The following is a 26,765-nucleotide window of genomic DNA, read 5'->3' as shown; positions in this document are numbered from 1 at the left end:
CCAGCATCCGCCGCGGCCTGTCGTGCTCGCAAGCAACATCGATGACGAATCGCCGCCGCGGGTGCGTCGTCGCCGTTGCCGCGCTGATGCTGAGCCTATCGGCCGCGGCGGCCGCTCCCGTGGCGGACCGCTACCCCGGACTTGCCGCTGCCCACCTGCTGATGCGTGACGACGCCGTCGTCTCCGCTCACGCGGCCGACACCCGGCGGCCGATGGCGAGTCTGACGAAGCTGATGACCGCACTGCTCGCTGTCGAAAGCGGTCGCGACGACGGCGAGGCCGTCACCGTCACGGCCGCCGCCGCACGGGAGACCGGCACCCGGCTCGGCCTGTCGGCCGGCCAGCGCCTGCGCTTCGGCGATCTGCTCGCGGCAACCCTGATCGGCTCCGACAATGACGCCTGCCATGCGCTCGCCGATGCGCTGGCCGGCAGCGAAGCAGCGTTTGTCGCGCGCATGAATGCACGGGCACGCGAGCTGGGCCTCGTGCATACGCATTACGAGAATGCCTGTGGACACGACGCGTCGGCGCACGTCAGCACCGCGCGCGAACTGGCCGCGCTCGCGCTGGTCGCGATCCAGCAGCCGCGCATCCTCGTGCGCACTTCACAGCCGGAGGCAGCCATCACCACGCTCGATGCGACGCCGCGGACGTTCCGCTTCGGCAATCACAACGAACTGATCGGCCGCTATCCCGGCGCAATCGGCATCAAGAGCGGCACCACGCCCGCCGCAGGACGCTGCCTGGTCGCCTACGCACAGCGCGACGGACACGCGGCGCTGCTGGTGCTGCTCGACGCGCGCGAACGCTGGTGGACCGCGACGCGGCTGCTCGACGACGCACTCGGCGGGAACGTGCCGTGAGCGAGACCGGCGCCGGTCTCGTCGTCACCGTGCGCAGGCCCGGTCACGGCGGCTTGGTGTTGCTCGCGGCGCTGACCGCCGTCGCCTATGCCAACGTCCTGGGTGCCGGTTTCCAGTTCGACGACTTCAACGTCATTGCCGACAACCCGGACATCCATTCGCGCGCGGCGCTGCTCGCCTATCTGCCGCATGGCATCCGCCCGCTCCTGAAACTGCGCGACGCCCTGCTCTGGTCGCTCGGCGGCGGCCAGCCGCTGGCGTTCCACGCCTGCAGCGTCGTCGTCCACCTGCTGAACACGGGGCTTGTCTGGCATCTCGGCCGGCGCATGTTCGAGCGCTGCGCAACGCCCGCGCCACATGCACAAAGCGCCGCCGTCTTCGGCGCCGCGCTGTTCGCAGTGCTGCCCGTCAACACCGAAGCCGTGACCTATGTCAGTGGCAGTTCGGTCGCGTTCTCCGCGATGTTCATGCTGGCATCGCTGGCCATGTACGACGCCTTTCTCGAACGCGGCGGCGGGTGGCGCTGGCTCGCGTGCTTCGGCTTTTTTCTCGGCGGACTCGCCGCGCGCGAAACCGCGGCGACGCTGCCGGTGCTGCTCCTGCTCTGGGACGCACTGGCGCCGTCGCGGCGCGGCCGGCTCGTACGCCACGCACCGTTCTGGCTGGTGCTGATTGCCGGCCTGGCGCTCGCGGTGCTGCGTACGCGCTACGACGAATTCTTCGCGGTCAGCCTGAGCACGCGCGCGCCCTGGGACAACGCGCTCGCGCAAATCCGCGGCCTCTGCTGGCTGCTCGCGCAGGCGCTGTTGCTGCGTCCGCTCGACATCGACCCGGACCTGCACGTGCCCGACGGCGTCGATGCAACGCTGGTCGCGCAGGCGGCGCTGCTCGCGCTGCTGCTGCTCGCCGGCCTCGTGTCGGGCAGGCGCTGGCCTTGGGCACCGTTCTGCGCGGCCTGGGGCGTGCTGCACTTCCTGCCGACGAATTCACTGCTGCCGCGCCTCGATCTCGCCAACGACCGCCAGTGGTACCTGCCGGGAATCGCCGCGTGCTGGACGCTCGGCTACGCGATCGCGGCCGCGACGGCACACGCACCGCGCAGCGCCGGCATCGCGGCGATCGCGCTGCTGTCGGCGCTCGCGTGGCGTACGCATGAACGCAACCTCGACTACGCCGACGAACCGAGTCTGTGGCGGCAGACCCTGTCCCAGTCGCCGGACAAGCCGCGCGTGCTGAACAACTACGGCGTCGCGCTGCGCCTCGAAGGCCGTGAACTGCAAGCGCGCGCGGCCTTCCTGCGCGCACTTGCAGTCGATCCGACGTTCGAGGCGGCACGGAAGAATCTCGATGCAACAACCGATCATCTCATTGAAGACGAGCCGCGTACCGATGGCGCACGCGCGCGGTTCGAGACTGCTGCGCCGCTCGCGGAGAAACCATGATGCGTGACCATACGACCCTGTTGCGCCTGACAGCACTTGCGTTGGCGTTCGCGGCAGGCGCGCCCCTGCTCAGCGCGTTTGCCGACGCCGATCCTTACGCACAGATCCCGCTGCTGAAGGACGGCACGGATGACGATTGCCAGCGCTACGGCGATATCCGCAACCAACTCGGCCAGGCGCAGACGCACTACGACGAACTCAAGAACCAGTACGACGAGGACCATCAGGCACAGACCGAAGCGCAGGCCCAGGCCATGGCGGCAAAGGTGCAGGCCCAGGTCATGAACGGCAACTACGCGGCGATCCAGCAGCTGCAGCAGCAGGCAATGGCAAGCTCCGCGGGGCTGACTGCAGCCGCGGCACCGCAGTGCCTGAGCGATCTCGAAACCGGCTACGCCAATGGTCTCGACGCAGCACGCGCCGCGTATGCGAAGAAGCTCGCGCCCGACACCGACAAGTACCTGAGCGCCGCCGAAAGCTGCGGCCAGGGAGCACTGAACGCCGTGGACCGCGCTTGCGCGCAGCCTGCCGCGCAGGCTTACCGCACGGCGCTGCGCGCGGCGCTGCCGGGCTACATCGGCAGCGTCAACGCGGTACTCTCGCAGTACAAGTCAAAGGCGCCCGCCTGTCTCGACCAGTCCGACGCGCAGACCCGCAGCGCCTACGCCGACAATCCGATGCTCAAGCCGCAGTTGCAGGGGATCGGCTACCAGCAGAAAGCCGACCGCTACGAGAAGGCCGAAGATTTCGCCGGCCGCGTGCAGCAGGTCTGCGAACGCATCGGCCAGCTCGGCACCGTCGACGACGTGCAGCCGGTCAATGCGGAAAACACCGTCATCGTCTATCGCAGCTATACCAGCGCACCGCGCAAGGCCGAGCAGGCGGCAGCCAAGCTCACCGACTCCGCGAAGAAGGCGCTCGGTTCGCTGTTCGGACACTGACGACCGCAGCTCGAAGCTGCCGGGCGGGCGTGGCGCCGCATCTCCTTTGCAGCGCCCGCCCGCGCTCAGGCACGGTGGTACGGGTGATTGGCATTCAGGCTCCAGGCACGGAACAACTGCTCGGCAACGAACACCCGCACCAGCGCGTGCGGCAAGGTCATTTTCGATAGCGCCCACTTCTGTTCGGCGCGTGCCAGCACTTCGGGTGAGTGTCCGTCCGGGCCGCCGATCAGCAGACAGGTATCGCGCCCTGACTGCATCCAGGCTTTCAGCTCGCCTGCCCATTCGACACTGCCATGCTGACGGCCGTGTTCGTCGAGCGCGATGATCAGCGCATCCCGCGGCAAGGCCTTGAGGATCTTCTCGCCTTCCTGGTGTTTGGCGCGCGCCAGATCGGCGTTCTTGCCGCGCTGCGCCGGCGCGATCTCGACCAGTTCGAGCCGGCATTCATGCGGCAGGCGCGCAGCGTAGTCGCGATACGCGGTTTCCACCCAGTCCGGCATGCGCGTGCCGACGGCGATCAGCCAGATGCGCATGCCCGGATCGCGCGCGACGCGCGGCTACTTGCGGGCAGCCTTGCGCGGTGCCGCCTTCTTCGCGGCAGGCTTGCCGGCGGCGGCGTTCTTCGCGGGCGCCTTGCCGGTGGCGCCGGCCGCCGCTTTGGACGGGGCGCGTTTCTTGACGCCGGCGTTGACCGGCTTGGCCTTGACGCCGGCCGCCTTGGCGGCGGCGCGCCTGGCCTTGGTCGTCGTGCTGCGCTGCGGCTTGGCCGGCTTCTTCACGACCGGCGCGGCCTCGGCCTCTTCGGCGACGGCCCAGAGCTTTTCGAGCTGATAGAACGCACGCGCCTGCGCCTGCATGACGTGCACGACCACCCCGCCGAGATCGACCAGCACCCATTCGCCCTGCTCGGTGCCTTCGATGCCGAGCGGCTGGAAGCCGGCATGCTTGGCGTCTTCGGCGACATTCTGTGCCAGCGACTTGACGTGGCGGTTCGACGTGCCGGTGCAGATGATCATCGTGTCGGTGACCGTCGTCAGTTTCATCACGTCGAGGACGGTGATGTTCTGCGCCTTCATGTCTTCAAGCGCGCCGATCGCGAGCTTGAGCAGCGGGTCCATCGACTTAGTGTTGCGTGGCATCGTTGTCCTGGGTCAGCGCCGCGACGTCCGCAGCGGTCATGGCATTGAGTATCGCATCCGGCACCAGTGCGCGCACGGAACGCTCCTGCTTGAGCAGGCGACGGATACGCGTCGACGAAATGTCGAGCAGCGGCATTTCCAGCGGCAGCCACAGGCCGCCAGCCTGACGATGCAGCGCCGCGGCGTCGGGCGCGCGGCGGCCGGCGAGAATCTCGCGGGTCTCCGCACTCGGCCGCGGTTCGCTGCCGGGCCGCGTGATCACCGCGACATGCGCCAGATCGATGATCTGTTGCCAGCGGCTCCAGGTATGGAAGTGCTCGAAGGCATCGCTGCCCATGATCAGCACCAGTGCCGCACGCGGAAAGTCCTGGCGCAGTTCGCTGAGCGTGTCGACGGTGTAGGAAACACCGGCGCGCTGGATTTCGCGGTCGTCCGGGATCAGGTTCTTTTCGCGACGCACCGCCAGGCGCAGCCATTCGAGACGACGCAGGGGCGAGATGCGCGAATCCGGGCGATGCGCGGCATGCGCGGTGGGAATGAGCCGCACCTGGTTGAGATCGAGCTTGTCGCGCGCCTCGATCGCGACGCGCAGATGTCCGTTGTGGAACGGCGCGAAAGCGCCACCGAAGATGCCGATCGCCTTCACGAATCGCTCATCACAGGCTTGCGCTCAACGAACCGAACCGTCGCCCATCACGACCCACTTCAGCGAGGTCAGGCCTTCCAGTCCGACCGGGCCGCGCGCATGGAACTTGTCGGTGCTGATGCCGATCTCGGCGCCCAACCCGTACTCGTAGCCGTCGGCGAAACGTGTCGAGGCATTGACCATCACCGAGCTCGAATCGACTTCGCGCAGGAAGCGGCGCGCATGCGTGAGGTTCTCGGTGACGATGCTGTCGGTGTGATGCGAGCCGTAGGTCTCGATGTGATCGATCGCCTGGTCGAGGCCGTCGACGATGCGGATCGCCAGGATCGGTGCGAGGTATTCGGTGCGCCAGTCTTCCTCGGTCGCCGCCTTGGCGTCCGGCAGCAGCTTGCGCGTGCGCGCGCAGCCGCGCAGTTCGACGCCGGCCTCGGTATAGATTTCGGCCAGCGTCGGCAGCACGCGTTCGGCGATCGCGGCATCGAGCAGCAAGGTCTCCATCGTGTTGCAGGTGCCGTAACGCTGGGTCTTGGCATTGACCGCGACTGCGACCGCCTTTTCCAGATCGGCCGCCGCGTCGATGTAGACGTGGCAGATGCCGTCGAGATGCTTGATCACCGGCACGCGCGCGGCTTCCGACACCGCAGCGACCAGACCCTTGCCGCCGCGCGGAATGATGACGTCGACGAATTCGGGCATCGCCACGAGTTCGGTGACGGCGCGACGGTCGGTGATGTCGAGGATCTGCACCGCGTCCTTCGGTAGACCGGCGTCGCCGAGCGCGCGTTCGAGGCAACGGGCGATCGCCAGATTCGAGCGCAGTGCTTCCGAGCCGCCGCGCAGGATCGCCGCGTTGCCGGATTTCAGGCACAGCGCCGCGGCGTCGGCCGTCACGTTCGGCCGCGATTCGTAGATGATGCCGACCACGCCCAGCGGCACGCGCATGTGGCCGACCTGGATGCCGGACGGCCGCAGCTTCATGTCGGTGATCTCGCCGACCGGATCGGCCAGCGCCGCGACCTGACGCACGCCGTCGGCCATCGCGTCGACCCGCGCGCGGTTCAGTTCCAGCCGTTCGAGCAGCGCCGCATCGAGCTTCTTGTTGCGGCCTTCGCGCAGGTCCTGCGCGTTGGCGGCAAGGATCGCGTCGGCATCGTCGAGGATCGCCTGCGCCAATGCGAACAGCGCCGCGTTCTTGGTGCCGGTGTCGGCGCGCGCGATCAGCCGCGCCGCGGTCCGCGCACGCTGTCCGCGTTCGTGCATATAGGCGGCGATGTTGTCGGCCTTGGCACGGACCGGTTTTGCAGCAGCATTCATGTTCGGGTGGGACGCGGAGCCGCCCCGCTGGCGGCAAGAATCAATGTTAGCAATTCTTCCCATGCCGCCGCGTCCTGGCCGGTCTTGACCATCTGGTCGACCTGCGCGATGCGGCGCATCCAGTTCATCGCCTCGCCGGGCCGCACGCGGGGCAATGCTTTCAGGTACTTGGCCTGCTGGAAGCGCCGCACACCGGCCATTTCCAGCGCCGTGGCGGCGTCGCGGACCCTGGTGTTGTGGATCGCCGCCTTGCTCAGCGAGCGCAGGCACCAGGACAACGCGCCGAGAATCTCCAGCGGCGACAGCCCCTCCTCGCGCAGGCGCTGCAGGCTGCGCACGGCGCCGACCGCATCGCCGTCGAGCAGGCGGTCATTGAGATCGAAAGCCTCGAAACGGGCACTGTCGGCGACTGCCTGCGCCAGCGCTTCGGCATCGATGCGCTCGCCGGCGAACAGCAGCTTGAGCTTTTCCACGTCCTGCGCGGCAGCCAGCAGATTGCCCTCGGTGCGTTCGGCCAGCAGCTTGACCGCGTCGGCCTCGATCTGCACGCCGGCCGCCTTCAGGCGCGCGTCCAGCCACGGCACGAATTCCTCGGTCTTGACCGGCCAGACGTAGACGCTGGCGCCGGCCGCATCGAGCGCCTTGAACCAGGCCGCCTCGCGCTGGCGCTTGTCGAGCGCGCCACAGACGACGATCAGCAAGGTATCGCGCTGCAGCTGCGGTGCGAGCGCCTGCAGCATCTTGCGGCCCTCGTCGTCCGGGCCGGCTGTCATCCGCACCTCGACGATGCGCTGGCTGGCGAACAGCGACAGGCTCGCGCAGGCGTCGATCACGCGCTGCCATGAAAAGCCGCGTTCGACATCGAGCACCTCGCGTTCGCTGAAGCCGGCCTTGCGGGCGGCCGCGCGGATCGCGTCCAGGGTTTCCTGCATCAACAAGGGCTCTTCGCCGGCCACCAGATACAGCGGCGCGAGACCCTTGGCGAGATGCGTATGGATCTGGTTCGGTCGGAGTTGCACGGTCGGCAGGAAAGCGAAAGGTGCGGGCATTCTACGTAATGCGCCGCCGGCTAGAATGGCACCATGAAACCTTCCGATCCGTCGCCGCGCGCACCGCGCCCGGCCGAACGCGAGCCCGGCCCGGCCGACCCGCTGCTGTCCTTCATCGGCCGCGGCCTGTCGCTGCTGGCCGAACGCCGTCATGGCGCCGGCCGCGCCAATCCCGCCGGCAGCGCGCGCGACGCGAAACTGCCGGCAGACGAACGCCGCCATGTCGCCGGCCTGATGCGCATCAACCACGCCGGCGAGATTTCCGCGCAGGCGCTCTACCACGGCCAGGCCCTGACCGCGCGCGATCCGGACACCCGCCGCCATCTGCTCGAAGCCGCCCGCGAAGAACGCGACCACCTGCGCTGGTGCGAGGAGCGTCTGCGGGAACTCGACGACGCACCCAGCAAGCTGCAGCCGCTGTGGTACGCCGGCTCGTTCGCGATCGGCGCGCTCGCCGGCCTGCGCGGCGACGCCGCCAGCCTCGGTTTCGTCCAGGAAACCGAAAGGCAGGTCTCGGAACATCTCGACGAGCATCTGCAGCAATTGCCGGAAACCGACGAGCGCAGCCGCGCGATCCTCGAAACGATGCGCCGCGACGAACAGCGTCACGGCGACGAGGCGCGCGACGCCGGCGCCGCACCGGTCCCGATGCCGGTGCGCGACCTGATGCGCCAGGTGGCGAAGCTGATGAAGTTCGGCGCCTACCGCCTGTAGGCGCGTTGCAGGAGCGGCGCAAGCCGCGATTGCCTGAACAAGAAGGGCCGCATCAGTGCGGCCCTTTTACGTTCGCGCATCGACGATCTTCAACGCGAGATGTTCATCCCGTAGAAGATTTCGCTGATCTCGTGATTGACGTTGTCGCGAATCTTCCTGGCTTCACGCGGCGGCAGTTCGGTCACGCCTTCACCGAACAGGTAGGTGTCGAGATCGAGCTCCTTCAGGCGCATCTTCGTGTGGAAGATGAACTCCTGATAGACGTTGACGTCGATCATCTGGTAGCGGTTCTTGATGTCGGCGCTGAGGAAGTCCTGAATCGATTCGACCGAGTGATCGATGAAGTGCTTGGCGCCGCGCACGTTGCGCGTGAAACCCCGCACCCGGTAGTCCATGACGACGATATCGGATTCGAACGACTTGATCAGATAGTTCAGGGCCTTCAGCGGCGAAATCTTGCCGCAGGTCGACACGTCGATGTCGGCGCGGAAGGTCGAGATGCCGTTGTCCGGATGGGTTTCCGGATAGGTGTGCACCGTGATATGCGACTTGTCGAGGTGCGCGACGACCGAATCCTTGTCGACGTTCTTCTTCTTGCCCGGCGTCGGCAGACCGTCGAGATGACCTTCCGAAATCAGCATCGTCACCGACGCGCCCTGCGGATCGTAGTCCTGACGGGCGACGTTGAGGATATTGGCGCCGATGATGCGCGCCACTTCGGTCAGGATCGCCGTCAGGCGCTCGGCGTTGTACGCCTCGTCGATGTACTCGATGTATTCCTGCTGATGCTGCTTGGAACGCGCGTAGCAGATGTCGTAGATGTTGAACGACAGCGACTTCGTCAGATTGTTGAAGCCGAGCAGCTTCAGTTTCGGATTGTCGGTCCGTTTCGGCTTGGCCTTGGCCAATGTCGTACTCCAGTCATACAAGGGAAGCCCCGCAAAGCGAGAGCCCCCCAAAACGCCGAACGCGCCGGAACCGGCGCGCACCCTTGGGGCGGCGGATTATGCGTCAAAACCGCGTCACTTGTGTGAATCCGCCGATGGCCGGCCCGCTGCGGAAACCGGCCTCAGTCGGCCTCGCGAATCTCGTAGTCGTGAGTGATCGTCACGCCGGCACGGCCGAGCATGATCGACGCCGAGCAGTACTTCTCGGCCGACAGTTCCACGGCGCGCCTGACGTGATTTTCGGCGAGCCGGGTACCGACGACGACGAAGTGCATGCGGATCGCGGTAAAGACCTTGGGCTCGGTTTCGGCACGCTCGGCTTCGAGCTCCACCCAGCAGTCGCGGACCTGCTGCCGGGATTTCTTGAGAATCAGCGTGACATCGACGGCCGAGCACGCACCGACGCCCATCAACAGCAATTCCATCGGCCGCGGCCCCAGATTGCGGCCGCCGATCTCCGGCGGACCGTCGCAGACGATGGCGTGTCCGCTGCCGCTTTCGGCAATGAATGCGGCGTTTTCGGCCCATTTGACGCGAGCTTTCAAGGCAATCTCCGGAATCCGCCGATATGGCTGTGCTATTTTCGCAGCTGTCGTCCGGACGGCAAACTTTGGGGGAAGTGCGTCGATGTCCATCTTCAGCAAGCCTGCCGTGCAGAATTTCGTGCAGCAGGCGCACAAGCGCAGTTACGCGCCCAAGCATACGCTCATGCTTGCCGGCGACCCGCCGCAGTCGATCTACCTGATCCTCGAAGGCTCGGTCAGCATCCTGCTCGAAGACGAAAACGGCCGCGAAATCGTGCTGGCCTACCTCAATCCGGGCGATTTCTTCGGCGAGCTGTGTCTGTTCCAGGACCAGCTGGCGCGCACCGCGATCGTTCGCACGCGCACGCCGACACTGGCGGCGGAACTGAACTACGAAGCGTTCATGAAGTTCTACCGCGAGAATCCGGACATCATGTTCGAGATCGCCGGCCAGCTCGCCAGCCGCCTGCGCGAAACGACGCGCCGCCTGTTCGATCTGGCGTTCCTCGATGTCGCCGGCCGCATGGCGCGCACGCTGATCGACCTGACCAAGAAGCGCGAATCGGTCGCCAACCCGCGCGGCACGATCATCCGCACCAGCCGTCAGGAGCTCGCCCGCCTGGTCGGCTGCTCGCGCGAAATGTCCGGCCGCGTCCTGAAGAAACTCGAAGAAGACGGCATCGTGCTGACCCAGGGCCGCAGCATTCTGGTGGTCGGCGTCAGCAAGCCGGTCGCGGCCTGAAACGCGGACGCCGCGGCGGCGACTTCAGCCGCCGATCAGCGTCTTCAGCGCCGCCGACGGCCGGTCCTGGCGCATCAGCGATTCGCCGATCAGGAAGCGATGCACGCCGCCGGCACGCATGCGCGCGACATCGGCCGGCATCGCGATACCGCTTTCGGTCACCACCGGCACATCGGCCGGAATCCGCGGCAGCAGATCGAGCGTCGTGTCCAGCGAGGTCGCGAAGCTGCGCAGGTTGCGGTTGTTGATGCCCAGCAACCAGCCGTCGGCGAGATCGGCACCGAGCACCTGATCGAGTTCACCGCGGTCATGCACCTCGACCAGCACGTCGAGTTGCCAGGCCCGCGCCGCCGCGTACAGCGCCTTGAGCTGCAGGGGCGCCAGCGCCGCCGCAATCAGCAACACGCAATCGGCCCCGATCGCGCGCGCTTCGACGATCTGCCAGTCGTCGACGATGAAGTCCTTGCGGATCACCGGCAGTGCGCAGGCGGCGCGCGCCTGCACGAGAAACGCGTTGTGGCCCTGGAAGAATTTCTCGTCGGTGAGCACCGACAGGCAGGCCGCGCCACCGTCCTCGTATTCGCGCGCCAGCCAGGCCGGATCGAAGTCCTCGCGGATCAGCCCCTTGCTCGGCGACGCGCGCTTGATCTCGGCGATCACGCCGGCACCGCCGGCCGCGACCTTCGCCGCCAGCGACGAGATGAAGCCACGCGGCGCGTCGGCCGCGCTGGCCAGCGCCTCGAGTGCGCTGCGCGAATAGCGCTGGCGCAGCCGCGCGATTTCATCGGCCTTGCGGGCCAGGATGGTGTCGAGAATGTCGGACATCGGCAGTCGTTCCGTGCTCAGGCGGCTTTCAGGCGCCGGGTGGCAGCAACGAAGGCATCGAGTCGCCCGCGCGCCGCGCCGCTCGCCAGCGCCGCTTTCGCCGCGTCGATGCCGGCCATCAGCGTGTCGGCGCGCCGCGCCGCGTAGATCGCCGCCCCGGCATTGAAGGCGACGATGTCACGCGCCACGCCGGGCCTGTCGTCCAGCGCCTCGAGCACCCGCGCCTTCGACTCGGCGGCGTCGGCGACGCGCAGGTTCTGGCTGCCGGCCATCGCAAAGCCGAAGTCTTCCGGGTGGATGTCGTATTCGCGCAGCTCGCCGTCGCGCAGCTCGCCGATCATGGTCGCGCCGCCGAGCGTGATCTCGTCCATGTTGTCGCGGCCCCAGACCACCAGCGCGTTCTGCGCGCCGAGGCGCTGCAGCACGCGCACCTGGATACCGACCAGATCCGGATGGAACACACCCATCAGGATGTTCGGTGCGCCGGCCGGGTTGGTCAGCGGCCCGAGGATATTGAAGATCGTGCGCACGCCCATTTCCTTGCGCACCGGCGCCACTGCCTTCATCGCCGGATGATGATTCGGCGCGAACATGAAGCCGATGCCGGTCTGCTCGATGCAGGCGGCGACCTGCGTCGGAGACAGATCGATCGCCGCACCGAAGGCTTCGAGCACGTCGGCGCTGCCGGACTTCGACGAGACGCTGCGATTGCCGTGCTTGGCGATATGGCAGCCGGCGGCGGCGGCCACGAACATCGAGGCCGTCGAGATATTGAAGGTGTGCGCGCCGTCGCCGCCGGTGCCGACGATGTCGATGAAATGCGCGTAGGCCGGCGTTTCGACCGTACGCGCGAACTCGCGCATGACCTGCGCCGCGGCCGCGATCTCGCCCACGGTTTCCTTCTTGACGCGCAGGCCGGTGAGGATCGCCGCGGTCATCAGCGGCGAGACTTCGCCGCGCATGATCTGCCGCATCAGGCCGACCATCTCGTCGTGGAAGATCTCGCGATGTTCGATGGTCCGCTGCAGCGCCTGCTGCGGGCTCAGGCCGCTCATCAGTAACGCTCCACGAAGTTCTTCAGCAGTTGATGGCCGTGCTCGGTGAGGATCGATTCGGGATGGAACTGCACACCTTCGATCGCCAGCTGCTTGTGGCGCAACCCCATGATCTCGTCGCGCGCGCCGTCCTCGAATTCGGTCCAGGCCGTGACCTCGAAGCAATCCGGCAGCCCTTGCTTCTCGACCACCAGCGAGTGATAGCGCGTCGCCTGATATGGCGTCGGCAAGCCCTTGAAGACACCTTCGTCGCGATGATGGATCGCGCTGGTCTTGCCGTGCATCACGGCACGTGCACGACCGACGACGCCGCCGAAAGCCTGGCCGATCGACTGATGGCCGAGGCAGACGCCGAGAATCGGGAAGCGGCCCTGCAGCCGTTCGATCAGATCGAGGCAGATGCCGGCTTCGTTCGGTGTGCAGGGACCTGGCGAGAGCACGATATGGCGCGGGTTCTTCGCGGCGACTTCGGCGACCGAAATGCGGTCGTTGCGGTGCACCTCGACCTCGACCCCGAGCTCGCCGAAATACTGGACGAGGTTGTAGGTGAACGAATCGTAGTTGTCGATCATCAGCAGCATGGTGAATCCCGGATGTTTGGCGGTACGGCCGCACAGTGGCGGCAGCGATGCGCGGCGCGCATCGGCGGTGGCGGAAGACTCAGTGCCAGCGTCGCCAGGATTTCGGGTGGTGCTGCGTCATGTGTCGAGGGCGTAGCGGTCGGTTCGGGCGCGCTAGTTTAGATGATTGCACGGCGCATCGGCGATGCGGGCACACGCGTACGGCATCCGCGCGCGAATTTCCCTGCGTCGCCGGGAAGCGCGGCCGACCGCCGGATCCGCTGAAGACATCGCCCGACGTGCGGCGGCCGTCGACGCCGGCGCACCGACCCGCCGCAACAGGCTGCGACGGACCGGCCGTTCGTCCCGTCATGCTTGACAGTAAATGTTACCAGTAAGTAACGTCGCCGCGTGTTACCGATCGGTAACTTTCCGAGGCGGGCGCCACCGAGTTCCGGCGCCGCCTCCCGGAGCGATGCCATGGACATGAGAATCCCTGCTGTTTTCGATGCACCCGGCCGCATGGACCGCAGCCGTAGCGCCGCTGCACCGCGAGTCGCCGTGTTCGCCGCACTGCTGCTGGCACTGCCGACCGGACCGGCGAGCGCCGCCGCACCACCCGGCGCGCCGGTCGATGCCTGGGGCAACGAGAGGGAGGATGCCGGCTGGACCTTCTATTTCGACAACGACAGCCTGACACCGGTGCAGCGCGACGAGGACTACACCGGTGGTATCGCGGTCACGCTGGCCGGCCGGCGCGCGCAGCGCAACTGGCTGTCGGCGGATGCGCCGCTGGGCCTGCTCGATGCCCTGTTCCTGCCTGCGGCGGTCGATATCGGGTTCCAGTTGCACAGCCAGCAGTTCGGCGGTCTGGCATTCACACCGGGCACCATCAAGGAGGCCGACGTGCGTGCCGGCGATCGTCCCTACGCGAGTCTGCTCTACGTCGCGAACGGCCGCAGCTACATCGGCGACGGCAGCGGGCCGGTCTATCACAGCAGCCTGTCGATCGGCGTGCTCGGCCTGCATGTCGTGCCGGAATTCCAGGACGCGTTCCACAGCATGATCGGCGCGCGCAAACCGCGCGGCTGGGATCACCAGATCTCCAGCGGCGGCGAGCCGACCTTCCGCTACACGCTGACCCGCCAGGATCTGCAGCTCGCCGGCGCATCGATCGACCACACCCACTACGAATTCAAGAGCGCGGTCGCCGCCAGCATCGGCTATCTGACCGAAGGCAGTGCGGCGCTGTCATGGCGCTGGGGCCGCATCAACACGCCATGGTGGGCCGGCCCGCCGGATCGCGTCGAGTACATCGCCGAACCGGCGCCGGCGACCGGCGGCAGCATGCTGCACCCGGATGTGCGCGAGCTGTATGTCTGGGGCGGCATCAAGGCGCACGCACGCCTTTACAACAGCTTCCTGCAAGGCCAGTTCCGCGGCAGCGATCTGGAATACAGCTATCACGAGGTGCGGCCGCTGATCGGCGAAGCCTGGCTCGGCGTCACCGCGCAGATCACCGGCGAATACCGATTGTCGTGGGTGATGCGCTACCAGACTTCGGAGCTCAAGCCCGAGCCCGGCGACCGCTCGCTGATCTGGGGCGGTCTGGTGCTGTCGCACGATTTATGACCGGCGCCGCGCGCTGAAGACACAAAAAAGCCGGCGTCGCGCGCCGGCCTTTTTCATGCGGCCCGCGAGCGGGGAATCAGGATGTTGCTTTCGCGAGTCTGGCGCTCTTCGCCGGTTTCGCAGCCTTGGCCGCCGCAGCTGCCTTGCGCGCCGGCAGATAGGCGTCGAGCAGTGTGTGCACGGCGCCCAGCGAATTGACGATGGGTCCGCCGTTGCCGGCGAAGGTCAGGCGCGTCATCGCACTGCCTTCGAGCAGCAGCATCAGCGCATCGCCGAGCGCCTCGGCATCGCTGGCGCCGGCATCGCGTGCCAGCGCGCGCAAGCGCCGGCGCACTTCGGCCTTGTATTCGCGGATCACCTGATGGCCGGGATGCTCGGCTTCGCGCAGTTCGACCGCGGCGTTGCTGAGCGGACAGCCGCAGGCATCGGCACCGCAGGATTTCGACATCGACGATTCGAACACCGTTTCGATCTGACGCCGCGGATCACCGGCATGCGGGGCAATCGAGGCGTCCCAGTGTTCCCAGAACTCGGAAACCTGCGCACGCAGACACTCGGCGACGAGTTCGTCCTTGGACCCGAAGCTCCGGTAGAAACTCATCTTGTTGGTGCCGGCACCACAGGCGATCGCGTCCACGCCAACGGCACGGATGCCCTGGCGATAGAACAGTTCGCGGGCCGTCCGGAAGATGCGATCGCGAACACGCGTACCGCCTTCCGGACAGGGCGCGGCGCTCGGCGATTTGGCTTCTTTCATCACGCTACCTCGGTTGTCACAAAAAACTCCTTGACGCGGCTGTTACCGGTCGGTAACGTATGCGAACTGTTACTGACCGGTAACACACGTACAGCTTCAATCGTTTCGGTCCCGACGTCAAGCCGGACCGGCGATCGCAGCAGGCAACAACCCGCCATGGCCGGCCCCCGCCGCCACCGCGCTTTTCGGGAGATACACCAGATGATCCGCACCGCCGCCCCCCGCACCCGCTTCCGCAATTCTACGCTGAGCCTGTTGCCGATCGCCCTGCTGGTCGCCGCCAGCGCCGGCCTTTCCGGCTGCGACGCTTCGGCCGACGCGACCCAGCCCCCGCCCGCGCCCGAGGTCACCGTGCGCGCTGCGGTGCAGCAGCAGATCGTCGACTGGGACACCTATACCGGCCGCTTCGCCGCAACGCAGCGCGTCGAACTGCGGCCGCGCGTCGCCGGCTACATCGACCGCGTCGCGTTCGACGAAGGCTCGCTGGTGAAGAAGGGTGATCTGCTGTTCCAGATCGATCCTCGTCCCTATCAGGCCCGGCTCGATCAGGCACAGGCGGAACTCGCCCGCGCCGTCGCGCAGAACCAGCTCGCCGCCAGCGAATCGACCCGCGCCGAAAACCTGCTCGCCGCGCATGCGATCTCGCGCGAGGAATACGACGCCCGCGTCAGCAATCGCGGCCAGACCGCCGCCGGCCTGCGCGCCGCACGCGCCAACGTCGAAGCCGCGCAGCTCGATCTGGGCTTCACGCGCGTCACCGCGCCGATCGACGGTCGCGTCTCGCGCGCCGAGATCACCGCCGGCAACTACGTGGTCGCCGGCCAGACCGTGCTGACCTCGGTGGTGTCGGTCGATCCGATCTATGTCTACTTCGACGGCGACGAGCGCAGCTATCTGAAGTACGCCGCACAGGCCAGCCGCGGCGAACGCCCGAGCGAACGCGACAAGCAGCTGCCGGTGTTCGTCGGCCTCGCCAACGAGGAGGGCTATCCGCACGCCGGCAGCATCGACTTCCTCGACAACGCGCTCGATCCGCAGACCGGCACGATCCGCGCCCGAGCCGTGCTGCCGAATCCCGACGGCCACTTCACGCCGGGCCTGTTCGCGCGCGTGCAGCTGCTCGGCAGCGGCCGCTATGCCGCGACCCTGCTCGACGAGCGCGCGATCGGCACCGATCAGAGCAAGAAGTTCGTCTACGTGGTCGATGACCGGAACACCGTGCAGTACCGCGCCGTGACGCTGGGCGGCGAGCACGACGGGCTGCGTGTCGTCACCGACGGCGTCAAGCCGGGCGAACGCGTGATCGTCGCCGGCCAGCAGCGCGTCCACCCGGGCGTGGTGGTCGCCGCGAAGAGCGATCCGGCGCCGCAGCCGACCGCCGACGCGCGCGACGCCGTCGCCGACGACGCGATCGCCATCAACTAAGAACGGTCCATGAAACTCACCCATTTCTTCATCGAACGGCCGATCTTCGCCGGCGTGCTGTCGTTCGTGGTGTTCGTGCTCGGTCTGCTCGCGGTGTTCCGCCTGCCGATCGCCGAATACCCGGAAGTCGTGCCGCCGACGGTGGTCGTCACCGCCTCCTATCCGGGCGCGACCGCGCAGGTGCTGTCCGACACGATCGCGACGCCGCTGGAACAGGAAATCGTCGGTGTCGAGGACATGCTCTACATGAACTCGCAGGCGCAGCAGGACGGCACGCTGCAGCTGACGGTGACCTTCAAGCTCGGCACCGACATCGACCGCGCGCAGGTGCAGGTGCAGAACCGCGTCGCGCAGGCGCTGCCGCGTCTGCCCGAGGAAGTGCGCGCCGCCGGCGTGACCACGCGCAAGAGCTCGCCGAACCTGACGATGGTCGTCCATCTGTATTCGCCGGACGGCCGCTACGACGGCCTGTATCTGCGCAATCTCGCGGTCATCCAGGTGCGTGACCGTCTCGCGCGACTGCCGGGCGCCGGCGACGTGCGCATCTTCGGCTCCGGCGACTACGCAATGCGCCTCTGGCTCGATCCGCAGAAACTGGCGGCGCGCAATCTGACGGTCGACGAGGTGATCGCCGCGGTGCGCGAACAGAACGTACAGGTCGCAGCCGGCAGCATCGGCGCACCACCGCTGAAGGACAATCCGGCCTTCCAGATGGCGATCGACGCGGGCGGCCGCCTGCAGACCGAAAAGCAGTTCGGCGACATCGTCATCAAGACCGGTGCCGACGGCGAAGTCACGCGGCTCGGCGACGTCTCGCGCATCGAACTCGGCGCTGGCGAATATGCCCTGCGCTCGCTGCTCGACAACAAGTCGGCGGTCGCGCTGCCGGTGTTCCTGCAGCCGGGCGCCAACGCCCTGCAGCTCGCCGACAACGTGCGTTCGACGATGGCCGAGCTGAAGAAGACCTTCCCGCAGGGGGTCGACTACTCGATCATCTACGATCCGACCGTGTTCGTGCGCCAGTCGATCCACGCCGTGATCGAAACCCTGCTCGAAGCGCTGCTGCTGGTCGTGATCGTCGTGATCCTGTTCCTGCAGACCTGGCGCGCGGCGCTGATCCCGATCGTTGCCGTGCCGGTGGCGATCATCGGCAGCTTCGCGGCGATGGCGGCGTTCGGCTTCTCGATCAACACGCTGACGCTGTTCGGCCTGGTGCTGGCGGTCGGCATCGTCGTCGACGATGCGATCGTGGTCGTCGAGAACATCGAGCGCGGCATCGCCGACGGCCTGAGTCCGCGCGCCGCCGCGCATCGCTCGATGGACGAAGTCGCCGGCCCGATCATCGCGATCTCGCTGGTGCTGTGCGCGGTGTTCGTGCCACCCGCCTTCGTCGGCGGTTTCAACGGCCAGTTCTACAAGCAGTTCGCGCTGGTCATCGCGTTCGCCGCGGTGATCTCGGCGTTCAATTCGCTGACCTTGTCGCCGGCCCTGGCCGCGCTGCTGCTGCGCCCGCACGGCGCCAAACCCGATGGTCTGCAACGCGGCATCGACGGCGCGTTCGGCTGGGTCTTCCGGCCGTTCAACCGCCTGTTCGCCAGCGGTGCGAACGGTTACCAGCGCGGCGTACGCAAGCTGCTGCGGCTCGGCACCATCGGGCTGCTGGTCTACGGCGGCCTGGTCGTGCTGACCGGCATCGGCTTCAGCAAGGCGCCGAACGGCTTCGTGCCGGCGCAGGACAAGGGCTATCTGGTAACGATCGTGCAGCTGCCACCCGGCTCGTCGATCGAGCGTACGGAAGCGATCGTCAAGCAGGTCGGCGAGATCGGCCTGCAGCAGCGCGGCATCGAACATGCCGTGCAGTTCCCGGGCCTGTCGATCAATGGCTTCACGCGTTCGTCGGACGCGGCGATCGTGTTCTTCCCGCTGAAGAATTTCGACGAGCGGCCCGGCCTGCGCGGTCCGCAGATCGCCGCCGAGCTCAACAGGAAACTCGGCGCGATCGACGGTGCGATGGTGATCGCCGTGCTGCCGCCGCCGATCCTCGGCCTCGGCACTGCCGGCGGCTTCAAGGCCGAGATCGAGGATCACACCAACGCCGGACCGGCCCAGCTCTACGACATGACGCAGGCGCTGGTCGCCAAGGCGCGGCAGACGCCGGCGCTCGCCGGCGTGTTCTCGACCTATGACGTCAACGCACCGCAGCTGCATGCGGACATCGACCGCGTCAAGGTCAAGCAGCTCGGCATCGATCTCGACGAGGTGTTCCGCACCATGCAGGTGTATCTGGGCTCGTACTACATCAACGACTTCAACCAGTTCGGGCGCACGTTCCGCGTCATCGCGCAAGCCGACGAGAACTATCGCGGCCGCCCGGACGACGTGCTGCTGCTGAAGACCCGCAATGCCGACGGCGAGATGGTGCCGCTCGGTTCGATCCTGTCGCTGCGCGAGAGCTTCGGCGCCAACATGGCGTCGCGCTACAACGGCTTCCCGAGCGCCGACGTCAACGGCGGCGCGGCGCCCGGCTTCAGCTCCGGCCAGGCCATGGCGGCGCTCGAACGGGTCGCACAGGAAACGCTGCCGCCCGGTGTCGACATCGAATGGACGGATCTGGCATTCCAGCAGATCGGCGCCGCCAAGGCGCTGGCGATCGTGCTGCCGCTCGGCGTGCTGCTGGTGTTCCTGGTGCTCGCCGCGCAGTACGAGAGTCTGGTGCTGCCGCTGGCGGTGATCCTGATCGTGCCGATGACGCTGCTGTCGGCGCTGATCGGCATCTTCCTGACCCATAGCGAGGTCAACATCTTCACGCAGATCGGACTGTTCGTGCTGGTCGGCCTCGCCGCGAAGAACGCGATCCTGATCGTCGAGTTCGCCCGCGAGCTGGAAGCGCAAGGCAAGTCGACGATCGCGGCGGCGCTGGAAGCCTGCCGCCTGCGTCTGCGGCCGATCCTGATGACCTCGTTCGCGTTCATCTTCGGTGTGCTGCCGCTGGTGATGGCGACCGGCGCCGGCGCGGAAATGCGCAAGGCGATGGGCATCACCGTGTTCGCCGGCATGATCGGCGTGACGATCTTCGGCCTGTTCTTCACCCCGTTGTTCTATGTCTCGCTGCAGAACTTCGTGGCGCGTCGACGCCAGGCGCCGACCACCGCACCCGCGGCCCTGCCCGCCACTGCACATTGAAGGAGCATCACATGAAACAGAAAATCGCACTCGTCACCGGCGGCAATCGCGGCATCGGCCTGGAGACCTCGCGGCAGCTTGCCGCGCAGGGCGTGCATGTCATCGTCGCTGCACGCGATGCGGCGAAGGCCGCCGCCACCGTGGCCGAACTGCAGGCCGACAACGGCAGCGCCGAAGCGCTGCAGCTCGACGTCACCGATGCCGCGAGCATCAAGGCGGCGGTCGACACCGTCAGCACAAAGCACGGCCACCTCGACATTCTCGTCAACAACGCCGGGATCATCCGCAGCAGTCCGGACGGCGTGCCGTCGCACCAGCCGGTCGAGGACTGGCGCTGGATCTTCGAGACCAATGTCTTCGGTCTGGTCGAAACCACGCAGGCCTTCCTGCCGCTGCTGAAGAAGGCGCCGGCGGCGCGCATCGTCAATCTGTCGAGTCTGCTCGGCTCGATCGGCATGCACGAAACGCCGGGCTCGCCGATCTACGAGTTCAAGTCGGTGCCGGCCTACAGCGCCTCGAAAAGCGCGGTCAACGCCTACACCGAACACCTGGCCTGGGAACTGCGCGACACGCCGATCAAGGTCAATGCCGCGCATCCCGGCTACGTGAAGACCGACATGAATCACGGCGGCGGCGAGCTGGAAGTGCCGGACGGCGCGCGCACCAGCGTCGCGCTGGCACTGCTCGGCGCCGACGGCCCGAGCGGCAAGCTGATGCATGTCGGCGAGGTCTTGCCGTGGTAACGCCCCATCGCCCAACAGGAGAATGCAGATGAACAAGGTCGCACTCGTCACCGGCGCGCAGCGCAGCGACAACTTCGCCCGCGCACGGATGCTCGCACAGCAAGGTCTGCATGTCGTGGTCGCCGCGCCGGAATGGTCGAAAGCCGTCGACGCGGCGCTGCGCCTGCAGCTCGAAGGGCTCAGCGCCGAAGCGCTGCACCTGACGCGTCGCGATGCCGACGCGCTCGAGGCTGCGCGCCGGCAGATCGTCAGCCTGCACGGCCGTCTCGACGTGGTCGTCGACGACGGCGAACCCGCGCTCGCGCACTAAGCGCCACGCGCCCCAACTTCTCAACGGAGAACTTCCATGAGTGAACGGATTACCGCCGTCAGCGACGGCAGCTTCGAACAGGACGTGAAACTCGCCAGCCAGACGCAGCCCGTGCTGGTCGATTTCTGGGCCGAATGGTGCGGACCATGCCGCATGGTCGCGCCGCTGCTCGATCAGCTCGCGGCCGAGCACGACGGCGCGCTGAAGATCGTCAAGCTCAACGTCGACGAAAACCCGCAGACGCCGGCCTCGCTCGGCATCCGCGGCATCCCGACGCTGATGCTGTTCAAGGACGGCGCGCTGGCGGCGACCCAGGTCGGCGCCGCGGCCAAGTCGCAGCTCGCGGCCTTTGTCGCACCGCACCTGGCGACCGCCTGAAACCGCGGGCGCGGTTCGCCGCGCCCGCTTTCCACCCGAACCACTACCAGGGGAACGTCATGACCCACTCCTTGTTCACGCCGCTGCACGTCGGCGACCTGCTGCTGCCGAACCGCATCGTCATGGCGCCGATGACCCGCACCCGTGCCGACGCCGCGCATGTGCCCGGCGAACTGATCGCCACGCATTACGCGCAACGCGCCAGCGCCGGCCTGCTGATCGCCGAAGCGACGCTGTCGGCGCCCGGCACCAGCGCCTACAAGACCGAGCCCGGCATCTACAGCGCCGCGCAGGTCGCCGGCTGGAAACGCGTCACCGACGCCGTGCACGCGGCCGGTGGCCGCATCGCGCTGCAGGTCTTTCATCCCGGCCGCGCCAGCCACGCGGCGATGAACGACGGCATTCCGCCGGTCTCGTCGACCGATCGCGCGATCCGCGGCGCCGAGGGCGAAGCCTTCGACACGCCGAGACGCCTGAGTGCCGGCGAAATGCCGCGTCTCGTCGAACAGTTCCGCCATGCCTTCGAGAACGCCTGGCTGGCCGGCTTCGACGCCGTGGAAATCCATGGCGCGCACGGCTATCTGCTCGACCAGTTCCTGCGCGACAGCGTCAACGATCGCGGCGACGCCTACGGCGGCCCGCTCGACCGGCGCGCGCGCCTACTGCTCGAAGTCGTCGATCAGGCGATCGCCGCGTTCGGCGCCGGCCGCGTCGGTGTGCGGATCTCGCCGCTGGTGTCGTTCAACGACGTCGCCGATTCCGATCCGCGCGCGCTCGTGCAGTACGTCGCCGATCAGCTGACCCGACGCAGCGTCGCGTTCCTCGAACTGCGCCACAACCAGCACGACGCCGAGGAAGAGCGAGCCCTCGCCGACATCGCGCGTCGCCACTTCCGCGGCGTGCTGATCCGCAACGGCGGCTTCGACCGCGACAGCGGCGACGCCGCGATCGCCGACGGCAGCGCCGACGCGATCAGCTACGGCAAGCCGTTTCTCGCCAATCCCGATCTCGCCGAGCGCTTCCGCCGGAACGCGCCGCTCGCGAATTTCGATTTCAGCCAGCTCTATACACCGGGGCCGCTCGGCTACATCGACCAGCCGGCCCACGAGCCGGCCATCCTCGACACCCCCGCACTCGCATGAACGCCTTCCGCACTTTCACGCTCACCACCGTCGCCGCCGCCGCGCTCGCGCTGTCCGCCTGCGCGGTCGGCCCCGATTACCAGAAGCCCGAACTGCCGGCCGCGCACGCCGATATCGAGACCTCGCTGTACGACAGCGCCGAGCCGAGCGCCGCGTTCTGGTCGGTGTTCGGCGACGCCGAACTCGACGCGCTGGAGACGCGCGCGCTGTCCGCCAACCACGATCTGCGCATCGCGCTCGCCAATCTCAACCAGGCGCGCGCACTGCGTCGCGAAACGGTGTTCGATTACCTGCCGACGGTCACTGCCGCTGCCGGCTACACCAAGGCAAAGCAGAGCCGGGACCAGGCGCCCGGCTTTGACCGCGACGCGCGGACGACGGAGCTGTATGACGCCGGCTTCGACGCGGTCTGGGAGCTCGACCTGTTCGGCCGCGTGCGTCGCGAGAACGAAGCCAGCCGCGCCAACGAAGAAGCGCTGACCGCCGATCTGCACGGCGCGCAGATCAGCGTCGCCGCCGAAGTCGCGCGCACCTACTTCGAGCTGCGCGGCGCACAGGCGCGTTACGCGGTCGCGCAGGGCAATGCCGACAACCAGCTCGGCACGCTGCAGTACACCGAAGCGCGCCTGAAGTACGGCCGCGGCACCGAGTTCGACGAGCAGCGCGCCCGCGCACAGCTGGCGAGCACACGCGCACGCGTGCCGGATCAGCAGATCGCGATCAGCAACGCCATGCATCGCCTCGCCGTGCTCTGCGGCCTGGAGCCGGAAGCGCTGAAGGGCGAACTCAGCGCCGCCGGCGACATGCCGGCGCTGCCGCGCCTGGTCCGCATCGGCCAGCCGGACGACCTGCTGCGCCGGCGCCCCGACGTCGCCAGCGCCGAGCGCCGGCTCGCGGCCGCGACCGCCGGCATCGGCATCGCCGCCGCCGACTACTTCCCGCGCGTCAGCTTCAGCGGCGAGGTCGGCTACTCGGTCGCGCATCCGGGTTCGGTCGGCGACAGCGGCAGCGGCACCTACGCGTTCGGGCCGAGCATCAGCTGGGCAGCGTTCGATCTCGGCCGCGTGCACGCCCGCGTGCAGCAGCACCGCGCGCAGGCCGACGCCGCGCTCGCGCGCTACCAGCAGAGCGTGCTGCGCGCGCTCGAGGAAACCTCGAACACGCTGAGCGCCTACGGCTACAACCGCCGCAAGCTCGACCTGCTCGACGAGAGCGTGCAGGCCAGCGACCGCGCCGTTCAGCTGGCGCGCGTACGCTTCGAGGCCGGCGCTGCCGACTTCATCGACGTGCTCGATGCCGAACGCAACCAGCTCGACGCCGAGGACCAGCTCGCGCAGGCCCGCACGCAGACCGCGACCTCGCTGGTCGCACTGTACAAATCGCTGGGCGGCGGCTGGAATGCCGATGCACCGGCGACCACTGCCGTCTCACTCAAGGACTGAAACCGATGATCGAACTGCACTACTGGACCACGCCGAACGGCCACAAGGTCTCGATCTTCCTCGAAGAAGCCGGGCTCGATTACAGGATCGTTCCGGTCCATATCGGTCGCGGCGAGCAGTTCACGCCGGACTTCCTGAAGATCGCGCCGAACAACCGCATCCCGGCAATCATCGATCACGATCCGATCGGCGGCGGCGAACCGATCGCGCTGTTCGAGTCCGGCGCGATCCTCACGTACCTGGCCGAGAAAACCGGCCGGTTCCTCAGCCCCGACATCCGGGTCCGCTACGAAACCCTGCAGTGGCTGTTCTGGCAGATGGCCGGTCTCGGGCCGATGGCCGGCCAGAACCACCACTTCAGCCAGTACGCGCCGGAAAAGATTGCCTACGCGATCGACCGCTACCGCAACGAAACCAACCGCCTCTACGGCGTACTCGACAAGCAGCTTGCCGGCCGCGATTTCATTGCCGGCGATTACTCGATCGCCGACATGGCGAGCTATCCGTGGATCGTGCCGCACGAGCGGCAGGGCCAGAAGCTCGAGGATTTCCCGAACCTGAAACGCTGGTTCCACGCGATCGCCGCGCGGCCCGCCGTGCAGCGCGCATACGCGAAGGCCGAAGCCATCAACGCAGCGCCGACCGTCGACGACGAAGCCAGGAAAGTCCTGTTCGGGCAGACCGCGAGGCGCTGATGCGTTCGCGCGCAGCCTTGGCCGGCGGGCCCGGGCTGCACCTGCAAAGGCGCACCGCACCCCCTGCAAATGGCGTATCACGCCGCGCTGCACGGCGGTGACTCGAAGCGATCACGAAATTGGCGGACAATGCACCGAGGGTTCAGATCGCAGTCAAGAAAACGGGGGAGGCATCATGGCCATCACGCCATCCGGATTGTTCTTGCGCAGCGCCGCGCTGGTCCTGACGCTGAGCGCGTCGCTGCAGACCACCACGGTGCAGGCCGCGCCCGGCGACCCCATCGGCGGAGACGTGCAGATCGTCGCCGGGCTCGGACGCCAGCCGGCCGTCGCTGCAGACGGCGTTGGTGGCTACGCGGTCGCGTACAACTGCGGCACCTCGATCTGCCTGCAACGCAACCTCGCCGACGGCAGCCCCGACGGCACGCCGATCGATGTCGTCGACGGCGTGCTGCCGCAGACCGCGCCGCGCCTGGCGATGGACGCCAGCGGCAACGCGGTCGTCGTCTGGCGCTATGCGCACGAGGTGCTCGCGCGCCGTTACGACGCTGTGGGCACGGCACTCGGTCCCGCGTTCCTGGTCGCGGCGCTGCCGGTCGAGGACGACGGCGGCCACAACGATACCGTCCAGGGATTGGCCTCGGTCGCCATGAACCCGGACGGTCGATTCGTCGTCGCCTGGAACAGCATTCCGCACACGCAGGCGCTGCCGCTGGCCGGACGCGACTATCTGGAACTCGACTACGGCAAGATCCTCGCCCAGCCTTACAACGCGGACGGTTCGCTGCCGCGTGGACCGATTACCGTGGACAGCAGCCTCGGCGGGAACATTCCGAGCTACGCCTACCCCATCGCGGCCGGCATCGACGGCAGCGGCGCCTTCACGATCGGCTGGATCGACAATATTCCCAGCGGCGCGGCGCGCTTCAGGCGCTATGCCGGCACCGGGTCGTCGCTGAGTGTGCTGGCACAGACCGCGGTGAGCGGTTCGGCACACGATCCGTATGCCATCCGCGTGGCGCGCAGTTCCGGCGGCCCGTTCACGGTGGCCTGGAATGAATCGGCCAGCACGAACATCTACGCGCAGCGCTACGGCGCGGACGGCAAGACGATCGGCAGTTCGTTCCAGGTGAGCAGCGACGCCGTCGCCGGGCTGGCATCGATCGCGATCGGATCGAGCGGCGCCGAACTGTTCACCTGGAGCGGTCAGGCCGCCGGCAGCGCCGGCGCGCGCATCGCCGCACGTCTCTACGCGAGCGACGGCATGGCACAGACCGCCGCGTTCGCCGTTGCCGAGCAGTCCTATTGGTACGACACCTATGCCGGAACACCGGCGACGGCGGTGCTCGCGAACGGCGACTACGTGATTGTCTGGTCGGCCATTCCCAGCGACATCTATCCCGGCCTTTCGCACGACCCAGGCGATCCCGACAACTACTTCACGCACTATCGCCTGTACGCGCGCCGCTTCAGCGGGCATTGAAGCGGTCGCGCGCGAGCCGCGCTGCAGCCGCGCCGCCGCTGTGTTCAGATACACGCCCGCACGCGCGCCGCACGGCACGTGACCCTCGCGACCTTCATCACCCTGTCCGATTTCGACGAGCTCGTCGATGCCGCTTTCCGGCCGGAGGCGCCCCGCGTCGCCTCGTCCGAATCCGAGCTCGGCGAAGCGCTGCATCACTACGCCGATGCTGCAGCAATCAAGGTCAAGGCCGCGCAGTGCGTCGCCGACGGCACGCACAACTACGCGTTCGCGCTGCACTACCCGTCGACCGGCCGCATCGTGATCGAACGCAAGGTCCGCTTCGATCCGCCGCGCGACGGCCACACGTTCCGCCATTCATGGTCCGGCTGGGGCCTGATCCATCTGCATGTGTACGTCAGCGAGGACGAGGTGCTGCAGTGCCGCGTCGCCGCCACCTCGCGCGCCTGGGCCGAGAAACGTCAGGACCGCTATCCCGAACTCGGCCCGGTGTCGGACTGGAACTGGCCGCAGATCGAAAGCATCGCCTTCCGCCTCGGCCGACGCCTCGCCGCAATGGGCAAGACCGGCCCTGTCGTGCAGCCGTCCGACGTCTGGCAAGCCGCCGCGCAACGCCTGCGCCACAAACCCGACGTGACGTAAGACACGATCCCTTCGTCGCGTGCTGCGCCCGGCGCCATCCGTCGGGCACCCGTTCAGCCCGGGGGCTGCGCGCGGCGAAACGCATCGGGTAGCCGCAGGCCGAACTTGAACTCCGCCCCACCGGAACCTAGTCTGCAGCCATACGCAGACGGGGGAAACGTGATGCGCG

The 26,765-nt window shown here is 67.5% G+C and carries 27 protein-coding genes; 16 read left to right on the top strand and 11 right to left on the bottom strand.

Features of this window, described 5'->3' with window-relative positions; all coding sequences use genetic code 11:
- The first annotated feature begins 41 nt into the window (after window positions 1-41).
- From G7Y85_RS10675 to G7Y85_RS10665, 3 genes are read left to right on the top strand one after another with little or no spacing between them, the layout of a single operon-like run.
- On the top strand, window positions 42-863 hold the full coding sequence (locus tag G7Y85_RS10675) for a D-alanyl-D-alanine carboxypeptidase family protein (RefSeq protein ID WP_166256235.1): 822 nt from the start codon (window positions 42-44) through the stop codon (window positions 861-863).
- Window positions 860-2,305, top strand: a complete 1,446-nt coding sequence (locus G7Y85_RS10670) for an ArnT family glycosyltransferase (protein WP_166256232.1) — start codon at window positions 860-862, stop codon at window positions 2,303-2,305. Before G7Y85_RS10675 ends, G7Y85_RS10670 begins: the two co-directional genes overlap by 4 nt.
- A complete protein-coding gene (locus G7Y85_RS10665; RefSeq protein WP_166256229.1) occupies window positions 2,302-3,246 on the top strand; it encodes a hypothetical protein in 945 nt (314 codons plus the stop codon). The genes G7Y85_RS10670 and G7Y85_RS10665 overlap by 4 nt, the downstream gene beginning before the upstream one ends.
- A 65-nt stretch (window positions 3,247-3,311) precedes the next feature.
- Here G7Y85_RS10665 and rlmH read toward each other — a convergent pair whose 3' ends face one another.
- Genes rlmH through holA form a run of 5 tightly spaced genes read right to left on the bottom strand, consistent with a single transcriptional unit; the run spans window position 3,312 to window position 7,397 of the window.
- Entirely contained in the window at window positions 3,312-3,782 is a 471-nt protein-coding gene (rlmH, locus tag G7Y85_RS10660; RefSeq protein WP_166256225.1) for a 23S rRNA (pseudouridine(1915)-N(3))-methyltransferase RlmH, read from the bottom strand.
- Between the two features lie 24 nt (window positions 3,783-3,806).
- Window positions 3,807-4,388 (bottom strand): ribosome silencing factor, encoded by a 582-nt coding sequence (gene rsfS / locus G7Y85_RS20265; RefSeq protein WP_166256222.1) that lies wholly within the window; start codon window positions 4,386-4,388, stop codon window positions 3,807-3,809.
- Window positions 4,372-5,034 (bottom strand): nicotinate-nucleotide adenylyltransferase, encoded by a 663-nt coding sequence (nadD, locus tag G7Y85_RS10650; protein ID WP_166256219.1) that lies wholly within the window; start codon window positions 5,032-5,034, stop codon window positions 4,372-4,374. Before nadD ends, rsfS begins: the two co-directional genes overlap by 17 nt.
- Before the next feature lie 24 nt (window positions 5,035-5,058).
- On the bottom strand, window positions 5,059-6,348 hold the full coding sequence (locus G7Y85_RS10645) for a glutamate-5-semialdehyde dehydrogenase (protein WP_166256216.1): 1,290 nt from the start codon (window positions 6,346-6,348) through the stop codon (window positions 5,059-5,061).
- On the bottom strand, window positions 6,345-7,397 hold the full coding sequence (holA, locus tag G7Y85_RS10640; RefSeq protein ID WP_194241156.1) for a DNA polymerase III subunit delta: 1,053 nt from the start codon (window positions 7,395-7,397) through the stop codon (window positions 6,345-6,347). The genes G7Y85_RS10645 and holA overlap by 4 nt, the downstream gene beginning before the upstream one ends.
- A 33-nt stretch (window positions 7,398-7,430) precedes the next feature.
- Between holA and coq7 the strand changes: the two genes are divergently transcribed.
- On the top strand, window positions 7,431-8,111 hold the full coding sequence (gene coq7 / locus G7Y85_RS10635; protein WP_166256213.1) for a 2-polyprenyl-3-methyl-6-methoxy-1,4-benzoquinone monooxygenase: 681 nt from the start codon (window positions 7,431-7,433) through the stop codon (window positions 8,109-8,111).
- An 89-nt stretch (window positions 8,112-8,200) separates the two neighbouring features.
- Here the strand turns inward: coq7 and speD are convergent, their stop codons facing one another.
- The gene (gene speD / locus G7Y85_RS10630) at window positions 8,201-9,019 is read right to left on the bottom strand and encodes an adenosylmethionine decarboxylase (RefSeq protein WP_166256210.1); all 819 of its coding nucleotides are present in this window, start codon (window positions 9,017-9,019) and stop codon (window positions 8,201-8,203) included.
- A gap of 161 nt (window positions 9,020-9,180) precedes the next feature.
- Window positions 9,181-9,603, bottom strand: coding sequence for an OsmC family protein (locus G7Y85_RS10625; RefSeq protein ID WP_166256207.1), 423 nt, complete (start codon window positions 9,601-9,603; stop codon window positions 9,181-9,183).
- Window positions 9,604-9,685: 82 nt separating this feature from the next.
- Here G7Y85_RS10625 and G7Y85_RS10620 point away from each other — a divergent pair, with 82 nt between their 5' ends.
- Window positions 9,686-10,324, top strand: coding sequence for a cyclic nucleotide-binding domain-containing protein (locus G7Y85_RS10620; RefSeq protein WP_166256204.1), 639 nt, complete (start codon window positions 9,686-9,688; stop codon window positions 10,322-10,324).
- Window positions 10,325-10,348: 24 nt separating this feature from the next.
- Here the strand turns inward: G7Y85_RS10620 and trpC are convergent, their stop codons facing one another.
- Genes trpC through G7Y85_RS10605 form a run of 3 tightly spaced genes read right to left on the bottom strand, consistent with a single transcriptional unit; the run spans window position 10,349 to window position 12,785 of the window.
- Window positions 10,349-11,149, bottom strand: coding sequence for an indole-3-glycerol phosphate synthase TrpC (trpC, locus tag G7Y85_RS10615; protein ID WP_166256201.1), 801 nt, complete (start codon window positions 11,147-11,149; stop codon window positions 10,349-10,351).
- Between the two features lie 17 nt (window positions 11,150-11,166).
- On the bottom strand, window positions 11,167-12,204 hold the full coding sequence (trpD, locus tag G7Y85_RS10610; RefSeq protein WP_166256198.1) for an anthranilate phosphoribosyltransferase: 1,038 nt from the start codon (window positions 12,202-12,204) through the stop codon (window positions 11,167-11,169).
- The gene (locus G7Y85_RS10605; protein WP_166256194.1) at window positions 12,204-12,785 is read right to left on the bottom strand and encodes an anthranilate synthase component II; all 582 of its coding nucleotides are present in this window, start codon (window positions 12,783-12,785) and stop codon (window positions 12,204-12,206) included. Before G7Y85_RS10605 ends, trpD begins: the two co-directional genes overlap by 1 nt.
- 459 nt (window positions 12,786-13,244) lie before the next feature.
- On the opposite strand from G7Y85_RS10605, the gene G7Y85_RS10600 reads away from it, so the two are divergent.
- Entirely contained in the window at window positions 13,245-14,396 is a 1,152-nt protein-coding gene (locus G7Y85_RS10600; protein ID WP_166256190.1) for a lipid A deacylase LpxR family protein, read from the top strand.
- 76 nt (window positions 14,397-14,472) lie between these two features.
- Here G7Y85_RS10600 and G7Y85_RS10595 read toward each other — a convergent pair whose 3' ends face one another.
- Window positions 14,473-15,153, bottom strand: coding sequence for a TetR/AcrR family transcriptional regulator (locus G7Y85_RS10595; protein WP_166256187.1), 681 nt, complete (start codon window positions 15,151-15,153; stop codon window positions 14,473-14,475).
- Window positions 15,154-15,354: 201 nt separating this feature from the next.
- Here G7Y85_RS10595 and G7Y85_RS10590 point away from each other — a divergent pair, with 201 nt between their 5' ends.
- From G7Y85_RS10590 to G7Y85_RS10545, 10 genes are all read left to right on the top strand, one after another.
- A complete protein-coding gene (locus G7Y85_RS10590; RefSeq protein ID WP_166256184.1) occupies window positions 15,355-16,578 on the top strand; it encodes an efflux RND transporter periplasmic adaptor subunit in 1,224 nt (407 codons plus the stop codon).
- A 9-nt stretch (window positions 16,579-16,587) separates the two neighbouring features.
- Window positions 16,588-19,761, top strand: a complete 3,174-nt coding sequence (locus G7Y85_RS10585) for an efflux RND transporter permease subunit (protein ID WP_166256181.1) — start codon at window positions 16,588-16,590, stop codon at window positions 19,759-19,761.
- A gap of 11 nt (window positions 19,762-19,772) precedes the next feature.
- Window positions 19,773-20,504, top strand: a complete 732-nt coding sequence (locus tag G7Y85_RS10580) for an SDR family oxidoreductase (protein ID WP_166256178.1) — start codon at window positions 19,773-19,775, stop codon at window positions 20,502-20,504.
- Window positions 20,505-20,532: 28 nt separating this feature from the next.
- The gene (locus G7Y85_RS10575) at window positions 20,533-20,814 is read left to right on the top strand and encodes an SDR family NAD(P)-dependent oxidoreductase (protein ID WP_166256175.1); all 282 of its coding nucleotides are present in this window, start codon (window positions 20,533-20,535) and stop codon (window positions 20,812-20,814) included.
- A gap of 36 nt (window positions 20,815-20,850) precedes the next feature.
- On the top strand, window positions 20,851-21,192 hold the full coding sequence (gene trxA / locus G7Y85_RS10570; protein WP_166256172.1) for a thioredoxin: 342 nt from the start codon (window positions 20,851-20,853) through the stop codon (window positions 21,190-21,192).
- A 59-nt stretch (window positions 21,193-21,251) separates the two neighbouring features.
- Window positions 21,252-22,334, top strand: a complete 1,083-nt coding sequence (locus G7Y85_RS10565) for an alkene reductase (RefSeq protein ID WP_166256169.1) — start codon at window positions 21,252-21,254, stop codon at window positions 22,332-22,334.
- Window positions 22,331-23,776, top strand: coding sequence for an efflux transporter outer membrane subunit (locus tag G7Y85_RS10560; protein WP_166256166.1), 1,446 nt, complete (start codon window positions 22,331-22,333; stop codon window positions 23,774-23,776). The genes G7Y85_RS10565 and G7Y85_RS10560 overlap by 4 nt, the downstream gene beginning before the upstream one ends.
- A gap of 5 nt (window positions 23,777-23,781) precedes the next feature.
- Complete coding sequence (locus G7Y85_RS10555) at window positions 23,782-24,471, top strand: glutathione binding-like protein (protein WP_166256163.1); 690 nt, start codon at window positions 23,782-23,784, stop codon at window positions 24,469-24,471.
- A 175-nt stretch (window positions 24,472-24,646) separates the two neighbouring features.
- Window positions 24,647-25,954, top strand: a complete 1,308-nt coding sequence (locus G7Y85_RS10550; RefSeq protein WP_166256160.1) for a hypothetical protein — start codon at window positions 24,647-24,649, stop codon at window positions 25,952-25,954.
- A 78-nt stretch (window positions 25,955-26,032) separates the two neighbouring features.
- The gene (locus G7Y85_RS10545) at window positions 26,033-26,596 is read left to right on the top strand and encodes a hypothetical protein (RefSeq protein ID WP_166256157.1); all 564 of its coding nucleotides are present in this window, start codon (window positions 26,033-26,035) and stop codon (window positions 26,594-26,596) included.
- The last annotated feature ends 169 nt before the right edge of the window (window positions 26,597-26,765 follow it).

The organism is Solimonas terrae (assembly GCF_011067135.1).
GTDB lineage: Bacteria > Pseudomonadota > Gammaproteobacteria > Nevskiales > Nevskiaceae > Solimonas > Solimonas terrae.
This window is presented reverse-complemented; position numbering and strand designations above follow the sequence as displayed.